Below are 11600 nucleotides of genomic sequence, written 5' to 3'. Positions count from 1 at the left end.
GGCTAGAAGCGCTCGGTGTGCCGCAGCAACGGTGCCGCCGGAATATCGGTGGGCGTGACCATCGCGTAGTTGTACCCCTCACCGGACCAGTACTCGGCCTGTAGGTCCCCGTCCTGACGGCTGCCCCTTGGCAGGAAGGTGTTTTTCGGGCCGGGTGGCCTGACGTAGAAACTGACCTTGTGCCCATCCCGATCCTCATACATCACCATCGCCGCCGGGCCTTCTTCAGTACTCAGCAAGCGCCCGCTGACCGGCCGGAACCCGGCTGACGTCAGATCCGGCAGACGGTTGGCCTGCGTGAAGTAGCGGTCGAGCCAGTCCTGCATGTCGCCGGCATCGTCAACCTTGAAGTCCGCCGGCAGAAGCCCTTGCTGGGCAATCAAACGATACGCCTGCAGGGCATCGCTCATCGGCGCAATCGAGCGCACGAGGGTCATTTCCCGGGCCTGCCAGCCACTGACGCCGCCGAGGCTGACTGCCATCAGCAACACGGCCGCGCTGGCCCAGCGTCGACGCGCTCGATGCTTGAGCCGCTGACGGATCAGTGCCGGGTCCAGATCCGGATTGGCCGGTTGCTGCAAGGCACCGCCAAGGGCGGCGCGCAGATGTTGGGCATCCTGTTGCCAGGCACGGATCAAGGCGGCCTCATCGGGGTGACTGGCCAGCCAGTTTTCCAGCACTCGCCGGTCGGTTTCGCTGAGCTGGTGGTCGATGTAGGCGTGCAAGTCACGCTCGCTGGGGGGCAGGCTGATCATTTGAGTATCCGCAGGGAAGGGCTGCTGATTTCACCGTCGCTGAGCTGGCGCAGGGCCTGGCGGGCACGGGACAGGCGTGACATCACGGTGCCGGTGGGGATGTCGAGGATCTCGGCGACCTCCTTGTAGCTCAAGCCTTCCACCGACACCATCAGCAACAGGGCGCGTTGTACGGTGGGCAGGCGGTCGAAGGCTTGCAGGGTCGATTGGGCAATGACGGTGCGTTCCACCGAGGGTTCCGTGTCATCGCGGCCGGTGAAAAACTCGAGCATTCGGGCGTAGCGACGAGCGCGCCGGTGGGCATCGAGGAACTGGCGGTACAGGATCGAAAAAAGCCAGGCCCGCAGATCGCCTTCGACACGCTTGTCACCCCAGCTGGAGAGGGCACGTTCCAGGCTGGCCTGGACCAGATCATCGGCGCTGCTGCTGTTGCGCGTCAACGACACGGCAAAGCGCCGCAATCGGGGAATGATTTCTCTCAGTTGTTCGTCGAATTCGCTCATGAAATTCTGCTAGTCACTACGCTGTGGACTAGGAAGACGCCCGGCATTCGAGGTTATTCCACGTTCGGAAAAATAAATACCGGACCGTGGAATAAATCCGGACGGCGTGCGTCTTGCTGATTCTTCCTACTTGTGGCCATTGGCCCTGGAGTCTTTCATGGTTGATCGCAGCTCACCGCCCGGCGGGGTACAACGTCCGCCATTGGGTGCCGCGAGCCTGGTGTTGCGTCTTGGCGCAATTGCCGTGGTGGTCGCGGCAGTGGCCGGGGCGTTTGCCTACGTTCACGGCAACCTGGACCCACAACGACTGACGCCCAAGGCGTTGGTCGATGTGCTGGAGAAAAACAACGGCGTGCATCCAGGGTTTCGTCGCAATCACGCCAAGGGTGTTTGCGTCATCGGCCACTTCGAAAGCAGTGGCGAGGCACGTCCTTACTCTGTCGCGCAAGTGTTCAATGAGCCACGTACGCCGGTTGTCGGGCGATTCGCACTCCCGGCGGGTAATCCCTATGCGCCGGACAGCGCCGTACCGATTCGCAGTCTGGCGCTGCGCTTCACCCAGGCCAACGGCCAGCAGTGGCGTACCGGGATGAACAGCATGCCGGTGTTTCCGGTCGGAACGCCGGAAGCGTTCTATCAGTTGCAGCAGGCGCAAGCGCCGGATCCGGCGACCGGCAAACCCGATCCCGCCAAAGTCCCGGCATTTTTTGCCGCGCATCCGGAGGCCGTGCCGTTTCTGACTTGGGTCAAGACCGCCAAGCCTTCGGCCAGCTATGTCACGGAAACCTATAACAGCGTCAATGCGTTCTATCTGGTCGACGCGAGCGGCAAAAAGCAGGCCGTACGCTGGAGCATGATGCCCCTGGCCCAGGATGCAGCGGGTGCTATGGCCCCGGAAGGTAGCGATTTTCTCGAGAAGGACCTGGTGCAACGTCTGGCCGAAGGGCCGCTGCGCTTTCAGTTGAACATCACGTTGGCCAACGCTGACGATCCGGTCAACGACGCGAGCAAGACCTGGCCCGCCGGGCGCAAAGTGCTGAATGCAGGCACCCTGGTGCTGGAAAAGACTCAGCCGCAACTGAGCGGCGAATGCCGCGACATCAACTATGACCCCTTGGTCCTGCCCGCCGGGATAGAAGGGTCTGACGACCCGTTGCTCGCCGCTCGCTCGGCCGGTTATGCCGATTCCTACCTGCGTCGCACCAGCGAAGTCAGCCAGTTGCCCGGCAGTAAACAGGAGGCTCGCCCATGAGAACGCCACCGACGCATTTCAATCCGCTGGCGAGGCTGCTTCACTGGCTGATGGCGCTGATGATCATCGCCATGTTGTTCATCGGTGCCGGCATGGTGACTTCGGTGTCGGCGCGGCATGAATGGCTGATCAACCTGCACAAGCCGTTGGGCATCGCGATTCTGTTGCTGGTGATTGTGCGCATCCTTGTCCGGCTGGGGACTCGCCAGCCACCGCTGCCGGAGGACTTGCCGGGCTGGCAGGTGACGGCAGCCAAGGCTTCGCATCTGTTGCTGTATGGGCTGATGCTGGTGCTGCCGTTGCTGGGCTGGGCGATGATCAGTGCGGCGGGAGATCCGGTGATGCTCGGCCGTTCGCTGCAATTGCCATCCCTCCTGCCGGCTGATGCCCAGGTGTTTGCGCTATTGCGCAAGGCACACGGTTATCTGGCCTATCTGCTGTTTCTGACCGTGTTGCTGCACTTGGCGGCGGCGCTGTTCCATGGTTGGGTGCGCCGCGACGAGGTACTCGACAGCATGCTGCGGGGACGCAATCGCGGTTGATAGTGTGTCAGTCCGACGTGGCGAGGGCGCAATCAGCCTCGCCACGTTTCTGTGTGGCCAGTGTGCGCCACCAATAAAGCAACGCGACGATGTTGATCCCGGCGCCGAGCCAGCAGACACCGGGCCATCCTGCCCAGGCATACATGGCCGTCGAAGCGATTGAACCGACGGCGCTGCCGACCGAATAAAACAGCATGTAGCCGGCAGTCAGTCGGCTCTGTGCCTGCGGGCGAACGCTGTAGATCATGCTCTGGCTGGTGACGTGCACAGCCTGCAAGCCCAGATCCAGCGTGATCACCCCGAGCAACAGCGCCCACAATGACGATTGGGTAAACGCAATCGGCAGCCATGAACCGAGCATGACCAGCAACGACAAGCCGCTGACCCATTGCCCCAGACCTCGATCCGCCAGATGTCCGGCTCTTGCAGCCGCAAGTGCACCGGCCGCACCGGCCAGCCCGAAAAGTCCTATTTCACTGTGGGAAAGCGACAGCGGCGGGGCGGCGAGCGGCAACACCATTGGCGTCCATAGCACCATGGCGCTGGCAAAGGTCAGCAAGGCCAGAATCGCTCGTTGCCGCAACACTGGCTCCTCACGAAACAGGCTGAACACCGAAGTCATCAAGGCGGCGTAGGACGTCGCCGGTTGCTGGCTCTCATCCTTGGGCAGCACGCGAAACAGCAGCAGGGCCATGACCAGCGTCAGTCCCGCGGACAGCAGATAAATCGCCCGCCAGCCGGCCAGATCCGCCATCCCGCCGGCCACGGTGCGTGCCAGCAGAATGCCGACCACGATGCCGCTGGTGATCACGCCGACGACGTGTCCGCGTTGTGCCGGGATGGCCAGTGTTGCGGCATAGGCCACTAGCACTTGAGTGACGACGGCGAGCAGACCGGTCAGGGTCATGCCGATCAGCAGCCAGGTGCCGTTGCCGGCCAGGGCGATCATCAGCAATGCGGCGACGGATAACAGGGTTTGCGTGAAGATCAAGCGGCGACGGTTCAGCAGATCGCCGAGTGGCACGAGCAATAACAGCCCGACACCATAGCCGACCTGGGTCAGCGTGATGACGATGCCGATGCTCGCGGACGACAGGTTGAAGGCGTTGGCCATGGCGTCCAGCAGCGGTTGCGCGTAATACACGTTGGCCACGGCCAGGCCGCAGGCAATGGCGAACAGCAGTACGACGCCACTGCCAAGTTTTTGCGCGTTCATGTCCTGATCCCTTTTCTGGTTTCAAATGGAAACTGGAATGACGGTAGATAATCTGGTTTTGTTTTGCAACCTGATTGGGTCCGTGTACAGCGCAAAAAAAAGATCGCAGACAGAGCTGCGATCTTTCATATGACAACGAACGGGGGGAGGATCAGCGCAGGGTGTCGACCATGTCGGCGATGGTGGTCAGCACGTCTTTGCCCAATTGCTTCGAGCGTTTGCCTGACCAGCCGGTGAGCGGGTTCGGCGCGTCATCGTGATCCTTGAACGGCATTTCCAGGGTCAACGACAGGCAGTCGAATTTCTGGCCAACGCTGTTGCAAGCCAGGGTCATGTTGGCCTGACCCGGTTCATCGCGGGTGTAGCCGTACTTGGTCTGGAAGTCTTTGGTGGTGTGTTTCAGGTGGCTGCGGAAGTGCTCTTCGAGTTTCTCGATTCGCGGAGTGTAGCCAGGATTGCCTTCGCAACCGGCGGTGAAGACGTGGGGAATTTCTTCGTCGCCGTGTACGTCGAGGAACAGATCGACGCCGTATTTTTCCATCTGCTGCTGTACGAACAGGACTTCCGGGCTGACTTCCTGAGAGGCGTTCTGCCAGGCGCGGTTCAGGTCCTGGCCCATCGCGTTGGTGCGCAGGTGACCGTGGAAGGCACCGTCCGGGTTCATGTTCGGCACGAGATACAGGTCGGCACTTTCCAGCAGTTTGTTCAGCTCTGGGTCGTTGTGATGTTCCAGACGCTCGATGACACCTTCCATGAACCACTCGGCCATGTGTTCGCCGGGATGTTGCTGGGCGATGATCCAGATCTTGCGTCGGCCTTCGGCGCCGGTGCCCTTGCGCAACAGCTGAATGTCGCGGCCCTCGACGCTCTTGCCTGTGGCCAGCAGTTCACAGCCGGCCTTGGTCAACGCTTGCTCGATCAGCCAGTCGTGACGGCCACGGCTGTACGGCTCGAAGTAGGCGAACCAGGCGTGAGTCTGCTCGGCCTCAAGGCAGAAACGCAGGCTGTCGCCTTCGAATTGGGTCGGAATACGGAACCAGTTGACGTGATCGTAGGACGCGACGGCCTGATAGCCCGTCCAGGCTTTGTTGTAGGAGGACTGGCTGGCATTGACCAGGCGAAACCAGTGCTCCTGATGAACATGCAGGCCGCTGGCCTTGAAGTGGAACCACTGGAAATGCCCGCTGCGGGTATCTGGCCGAATTGCCAGAACCGGATTGAGCGGGTTGCTGATATCGATGACTTGGATGTTGCCGCTGTCGAAGTTGGCGCTGATGTCGAACGAAGATTTGGCCACGGTCATAATCGGTTCCTGAATATGATTTTTATGGCGGCTACTTTACACGCAAGACAGGGGTCAAACCGAGGGAAATTACGGGGTGTGGCGGGGGGCGTCTTCCATGACGCGGGTGCAGCTTAGTAGCTGTGCGATTGATTCTCAAGTGCTGATTGGCATTACTTTCCCCCCAATACTGCCGGGATTCCCTTGCCAGACGATGTTCTTTTGATATCATCCGCGCCAGCGAATTTGCAGCATCCAAAGACTTCATTAGCCTGAAGCCATAAGCCAGAAAACTGGCAAAAAAAGACCCGACAAAAAGCCGGGTCAAAAACCGTGATTAGCCTGATGAGGAGATAGTCCAGAAGACCGACCTAAGGTCTCTGGTCCATCGACTGATCTCGCGACCAGTTGCCTGCAATAGTAATCATTATCATTTGCAAGTCAAACGTTTTTATCTGCGCGATTGGAAAATTCTTTCCTGTCCGTCCACACACCCGCTTCAACGAACACCGCCATCGAGCGAGTGATCGACCATCGCCCGTGCCATGTCCACCATGTGCACGACTGAAAATGCCAGGTCCCGACTGACGCCCTGCAGGCCGTCCGCTGCCTTGAACGCAGTGGCCGCTGCGCATCGCAACAGATCGGAGGCGTGGACCAGTGATTCTTCGCCGCTCAGGTTGCTGTTCACACCAAAAAAGCGTTCTTCCACATCCGGTTCCGACACGGTTGGTTTCAAGTAATAGTCCAGTGCCCGCTGCGCCGCGGCACAGCCCTGTGGTGACTTGAAAGTGGTGTCCATCTGCAGGTCGGGCAGGTCGTTGCTGGTGATATTCATGGTGAAAGGTCACTCCTTGGTCGATTCAAATCCGTTTCTCAAGAATAGTACCTGTAGTATTTGTGACCATAATTTAAATACTACAATTTGTGTTTTGCTGGCCGAAGGCGGGGACGTATGGTGCCGCACATGGATAAATGGATTGAGTTGGTCAAGGCCAAAATGAGTGAACTCAACGTCACTCAAGTCGAGCTCGGCGAACGTGTCGGCATGTCTCAGGGCGGAATCGGCCATTGGCTGAACAAACGCCGTGAGCCCGATGTCACGCAGATGAACCGCGTGCTTAAAGCGCTGGGCATGGACTATCTGGAAGTCGCGTTGGTCATCCGCGAACCGCAAGTCGACAAGGACGACGAAATGCCGCTGGCCCAGAAATACAACCCTTACTTTCGCTATCCGGTCAGCGACTGGAAAACCCCGATCGAGGCGCGTGAAAGCCAGCCGGCGTATTCGAGCGGCAAGGACAAACGGCGTTTCGAACTGACGGATTATCACGCCCGTGGTCCGGCCTTCTGGCTTACGGTGGCGGGCAATGCCATGACTGCACCCACCGGGCAGAGCATCGGCGAGGGCATGCTGATTCTGGTGGACCCCGCGCTGGAGGCGGAGCCTGGAAAACTGGTGATCGTCCAATGGCCGGACAGTGATGAGGCGATTTTCCGCAAACTGATCGAAGAGGGCGGCCAGCGCTACCTGGTGCCGCTCAATCCGACATGGCCGAGAGCCTTGTTTACCGACGAGTGTCGAATAATCGGCGTCGTGGTTCAGGCAACGGCCAAATACTAGTCAGATCGATCCTCGCTTCGCGCAGGATCGATCCACTTTTCAAACGTCCTCCAACTCGACCAGTGCGCTGCCTTCACTGACCATTTCCCCTTCCTGGCAATACAGCGCCTTGATCACGCCGGCATGGGGCGCGCGGATGCTGTGCTCCATCTTCATAGCTTCCAGAACCACCAGTTGAGTGCCGGCTTCAACCGCTTGCCCGGTCTCCACCAGCACGCGCACGATGCTGCCGTTCATGGGCGCAGTCAGGCCGCCCTGATGACTGTGGCTGGCTTCGACCGCGCTGATCGGGTCGTACGTTTCAACGCGTCGCAACTCGCCGTCCCATTGCAGGTAAAGCGCGACATCTCGACGAATCGTACGAAATTGACGACGCAAACCATCGTGCTCAATCACCAGTTGCTCACCGATCAATTTTGCGCTGCCGCCAGCACCGAGTGTCAGCGCCCGATCCTGTCCCTCGCAACTCAAGTGCAAAGTGATTTCCCGTGGCAGACCTGTACGCAAACCGCTGTGCAGTGCCCAAGGCGAAGCCGGGTCATCTGCTCGAGTCGTCCCCGGCAAACTCTGCGCAAAAGCCTGTGCCGCCGCATCCCAGAAGTCATCGCTCAGCGCAGCAGGCGCGGGTAGCAACTGCTCCTGATAGCGAGGAATGAACCCGGTATCCAGCTCCGCTGCCGCAAATGCCGGATGACCGATAATCCGCCGCAGGAAATTGATATTGGTCTTCAGCCCGCCAATCGCGAACTCATCGAGCATGCTCAAAAGCCGCAAACGCGCCTGCTCACGATCCTCGCCCCAGGCGATCAGCTTGCCGAGCATCGGGTCATAGAACGGCGAAATCTCGTCGCCTTCCTCAACGCCCGAGTCAACTCGACGCCCCGGCCCGGCGGTGGATTCGCGATACAGATCCAGACGCCCGGTGGCCGGCAGAAAGTCATTCGAGGGATCCTCGGCATACAATCGAACCTCAATCGCATGCCCGTTCAGCGGTACCTGTTCCTGAGTGATCGGCAGCGCTTCACCACGTGCGACGCGAATCTGCCACGCCACAAGATCGAGCCCGGTGATGGCTTCGGTGACCGGGTGTTCAACCTGTAGTCGCGTGTTCATCTCCATGAAGAAGAATTCGCCTCGAGCATCCAGCAAGAACTCCACCGTACCGGCGCCGACGTAACCGATGGCCTGCGCCGAACGCACGGCAGCTTCACCCATGGCCCGACGCAGCTCCGGGCTCAGGCCCGGTGCCGGAGCTTCTTCGACCACTTTCTGATGCCGACGCTGAATCGAGCAGTCACGCTCGTTCAGGTACAGGCAATTGCCGTGCTGGTCGGCGAACACCTGGATTTCCACGTGACGTGGCTTGAGCAGGTACTTCTCCACCAGCATCCGCGAATCACCGAACGACGACTGGGCTTCACGCTGGGCCGATGCCAACGCCTCAGCCAGTTGGCTGACATCTTCAACGACCTTCATGCCTTTACCGCCACCGCCGGCAGTGGCCTTGAGCAGCACCGGATAACCGATGCGTTCGCACGCGTCACGGAAGGTATCCAGATCCTGGGCTTCACCGTGATAGCCCGGCACCAATGGTACGCCGGCGGTTTCCATCAGGGCCTTGGCGGCGGACTTGCTGCCCATCGCATCGATGGCCGAAGCGGGAGGGCCGAGGAAGATCAGGCCGGCCGCTTCGATGGCACGGGCAAAACCGGCGTTCTCCGAAAGAAAGCCATAACCTGGATGAATAGCCTGAGCGCCACTGGCCTTGGCCGCTGCGATCAGTTTGTCGATTTGCAGGTAACTGTCGACCGCTTTGCTGCCGCCCAGATCCACGCGAATGTCCGCTTCACGGCTGTGCCGCGCATCGCGGTCGATGGCGCTGTGCACGGCAACGGTGGTCAGGCCCAGGGCCTTGGCGGTGCGCATGACCCGGCAAGCGATTTCGCCACGGTTGGCCACCAGCAGGGTGGTGAGAACAGGTGCGCTCATCAACGCGGCTCCTTGGTGGTGGTTGTGACTTGCCAGCTCGGTGGGCGTTTCTGCAAAAAGGCCCGCAAGCCTTCCTGGCCCTCAGGGCTGACGCGGATGCGGGCGATGGCGTTTTCGGTATAGCGGCGCAGGGCCGGGGTCAGCGCGCCGTTGCCGACTTCACGCAGCAGATCCTTGCTGGCGCGCATGGCGGCAGGGCTGTTGAGCAGCAGATTGTCGATCCATTGTTCGACTTTCTGCTCAAGTTCGGCCGCCGGATAACTCTCGGACAACAAGCCGATTTCTCGCGCACGTTGGCCGTCAAAGCGTTCAGCCGTCAGCGCGTAACGTCGAGCCGCACGTTCGCCGATGGCTTGCACCACAAACGGACTGATCACCGCTGGCGCCAGACCGATGCGCACTTCCGACAGGCAGAACTGCGCGTCATCGGCACCTATTGCCATGTCGCAACAACTGATCAGACCCAGCGCGCCGCCGAACGCCGCGCCTTGCACCACGGCCACGGTCGGGATTTTCAGTTTGGCGAGGTTGTACATCAACTCCGCCAGTTCCCGGGCGTCATCGAGGTTGGTGTGGTAATCGAGTTCGGCCGATTGCTGCATCCAGGCCAGATCTGCGCCGGCGCTGAAGTGTTTGCCGCGTCCGCGCACCAGCAGAAAGCGCAGGCTGGCGTCGCTGGCGACCTTGTCCAAAGCCAGAATCAGTTCGCGGATCATCTCGGCGTTGAACGCGTTGTTCTTTTCTTCGCGGCTCAGCCACAAGGTCGCGAAGCCCCGTGGATCGCTCTGCAATTGGAGGGTGTTGAAGTCGCTCATGAGGTTCTCCCGATCACATCCGGAACACGCCGAAACGGCTCGGTTCGATAGGCGCGTTCAACGACGCGGACAAGGCCAGAGCCAGCACATCACGGGTCTGCGCCGGGTCGATGACGCCGTCGTCCCACAGCCGTGCGCTGGAGTAGTAGGGGTGACCCTGCTCTTCGTACTGGTCGAGAATCGGTTGCTTGATCTCGGCTTCCTGTTCCGCACTGAAGGTTTGGCCGCCGCGTTCAGCCTGTTCGCGCTTGACCTGAACCAGCACACCGGCCGCCTGCTCGGCGCCCATCACGCCGATCCGCGCGTTCGGCCACATCCACAGGAAGCGCGGATCATAGGCCCGCCCGCACATGCCGTAGTTGCCGGCGCCGAAGCTGCCGCCGATGATCACGGTGAATTTCGGCACCTTGGCGCAGGCCACGGCGGTCACCAGTTTCGCGCCGTGCTTGGCGATGCCGCCGGCCTCGTATTTCTGCCCGACCATGAAACCGGTGATGTTCTGCAGGAACAGCAACGGGATGCCGCGCTGACACGCCAGCTCGATAAAATGCGCGCCTTTTTGCGCCGCTTCGGCGAACAGGATGCCGTTGTTGGCGAGGATCGCGATCGGGTAGCCGTGCAGATGGGCGAAACCGCACACCAGCGTGGTGCCGAACAAGGCTTTGAATTCATCGAACACCGAACCGTCAACCAGCCTTGCAATCACTTCGCGCACATCGAACGGCTGCTTGGCGTCGGCCGAAACCACGCCGTACAGTTCGTCGCTGGCGTACAGCGGGGCAATCGGCGTGCGCTGCTGAACTTCGCCGAGCTTGCGCCAGTTGAGGTTGGCAACGCTGCGACGGGCGAGGGCGAGGGCGTGCTCATCGCTTTCGGCGTAATGGTCCGCGACCCCGGACGTCTTGCAATGCACATCGGCTCCGCCGAGGTCTTCGGCGCTGACCACTTCACCGGTCGCGGCTTTCACCAACGGGGGGCCGGCCAGGAAAATAGTCGCCTGATTGCGCACCATGATCGCTTCGTCAGCCATCGCCGGCACATAGGCACCGCCGGCGGTGCAGGAGCCCATGACTACGGCGATCTGCGGAATGCCCATGGCGCTCATGTTGGCCTGGTTGAAGAAGATCCGCCCGAAATGCTCGCGATCCGGGAACACTTCGTCCTGACGCGGCAGGTTGGCGCCGCCCGAGTCCACCAGATAGATGCACGGCAGGCGGTTTTGCTGGGCGATGGTCTGGGCCCGCAGGTGTTTTTTCACAGTCAGCGGGTAGTACGAGCCGCCTTTCACCGTCGCGTCGTTGGCGACGATCATGCACTCGACACCTTCCACACGACCGATCCCGGCAATCACACCGGCGGCCGGCACGTCTTCACCATAAACGGCGTGGGCGGCCAACTGGCTGATTTCCAGAAACGGCGAGCCCGGATCGAGCAAGCGGTTGATGCGTTCGCGTGGCAGCAGCTTGCCGCGCGAGGTGTGACGCTCCTGCGCTTTCGCGCCACCGCCCTGAGCCACTCGGGCGAGCAGGGTGTGCAGGGCGTCGACCTGTTCGAGCATCGCCGCGCTGTTGGCGGCGAACTCCGCTGAGCGAGGGTTGAGCTGGGTATGCAGGATAGCCATG

General features: G+C 60.8%; 11 protein-coding genes. 3 read left to right on the top strand and 8 right to left on the bottom strand.

Annotated elements, in window-relative coordinates; translation table 11 throughout:
• Positions 1-2: 2 nt before the first annotated feature.
• Both ACK6BI_RS13900 and ACK6BI_RS13895 read right to left on the bottom strand, forming a co-directional pair.
• Entirely contained in the window at positions 3-755 is a 753-nt protein-coding gene (locus ACK6BI_RS13900) for an anti-sigma factor family protein (protein ID WP_409317519.1), read from the bottom strand.
• Positions 752-1258: an RNA polymerase sigma factor gene (locus ACK6BI_RS13895; RefSeq protein WP_409317518.1), complete on the bottom strand. Its 507-nt coding sequence runs from the start codon at positions 1256-1258 to the stop codon at positions 752-754. The genes ACK6BI_RS13900 and ACK6BI_RS13895 overlap by 4 nt, the downstream gene beginning before the upstream one ends.
• A gap of 157 nt (positions 1259-1415) precedes the next feature.
• Between ACK6BI_RS13895 and ACK6BI_RS13890 the strand changes: the two genes are divergently transcribed.
• Positions 1416-2510: a catalase family peroxidase gene (locus ACK6BI_RS13890; RefSeq protein ID WP_409317517.1), complete on the top strand. Its 1095-nt coding sequence runs from the start codon at positions 1416-1418 to the stop codon at positions 2508-2510.
• A complete protein-coding gene (locus ACK6BI_RS13885) occupies positions 2507-3052 on the top strand; it encodes a cytochrome b (protein ID WP_409317516.1) in 546 nt (181 codons plus the stop codon). The genes ACK6BI_RS13890 and ACK6BI_RS13885 overlap by 4 nt, the downstream gene beginning before the upstream one ends.
• 7 nt (positions 3053-3059) lie before the next feature.
• Here ACK6BI_RS13885 and ACK6BI_RS13880 read toward each other — a convergent pair whose 3' ends face one another.
• The 3 genes from ACK6BI_RS13880 to ACK6BI_RS13870 form a co-directional block, all read right to left on the bottom strand.
• Positions 3060-4268 (bottom strand): MFS transporter, encoded by a 1209-nt coding sequence (locus ACK6BI_RS13880; RefSeq protein WP_409317515.1) that lies wholly within the window; start codon positions 4266-4268, stop codon positions 3060-3062.
• A 151-nt stretch (positions 4269-4419) separates the two neighbouring features.
• A complete protein-coding gene (locus tag ACK6BI_RS13875; protein WP_409317514.1) occupies positions 4420-5571 on the bottom strand; it encodes a M14-type cytosolic carboxypeptidase in 1152 nt (383 codons plus the stop codon).
• Between the two features lie 478 nt (positions 5572-6049).
• Entirely contained in the window at positions 6050-6388 is a 339-nt protein-coding gene (locus ACK6BI_RS13870; protein ID WP_065261700.1) for a DUF6124 family protein, read from the bottom strand.
• Between the two features lie 129 nt (positions 6389-6517).
• On the opposite strand from ACK6BI_RS13870, the gene ACK6BI_RS13865 reads away from it, so the two are divergent.
• Positions 6518-7174, top strand: a complete 657-nt coding sequence (locus ACK6BI_RS13865) for a LexA family protein (protein ID WP_409317513.1) — start codon at positions 6518-6520, stop codon at positions 7172-7174.
• A 39-nt stretch (positions 7175-7213) separates the two neighbouring features.
• On the opposite strand, the gene ACK6BI_RS13860 is transcribed toward ACK6BI_RS13865, so the two are convergent.
• The 3 genes from ACK6BI_RS13860 to ACK6BI_RS13850 are packed head-to-tail and all read right to left on the bottom strand — an operon-like array spanning position 7214 to position 11599.
• Complete coding sequence (locus ACK6BI_RS13860; RefSeq protein WP_409317512.1) at positions 7214-9163, bottom strand: acetyl/propionyl/methylcrotonyl-CoA carboxylase subunit alpha; 1950 nt, start codon at positions 9161-9163, stop codon at positions 7214-7216.
• Positions 9163-9978, bottom strand: coding sequence for a gamma-carboxygeranoyl-CoA hydratase (locus ACK6BI_RS13855; RefSeq protein ID WP_409317511.1), 816 nt, complete (start codon positions 9976-9978; stop codon positions 9163-9165). The genes ACK6BI_RS13860 and ACK6BI_RS13855 overlap by 1 nt, the downstream gene beginning before the upstream one ends.
• A 13-nt stretch (positions 9979-9991) precedes the next feature.
• The gene (locus ACK6BI_RS13850; protein WP_409317510.1) at positions 9992-11599 is read right to left on the bottom strand and encodes a carboxyl transferase domain-containing protein; all 1608 of its coding nucleotides are present in this window, start codon (positions 11597-11599) and stop codon (positions 9992-9994) included.
• Position 11600 lies beyond the last annotated feature (1 nt).

It is taken from the genome of Pseudomonas sp. KCJK9016, assembly GCF_046231795.1.
Taxonomy (GTDB): domain Bacteria; phylum Pseudomonadota; class Gammaproteobacteria; order Pseudomonadales; family Pseudomonadaceae; genus Aquipseudomonas; species Aquipseudomonas bananamidigenes.
This window is presented reverse-complemented; position numbering and strand designations above follow the sequence as displayed.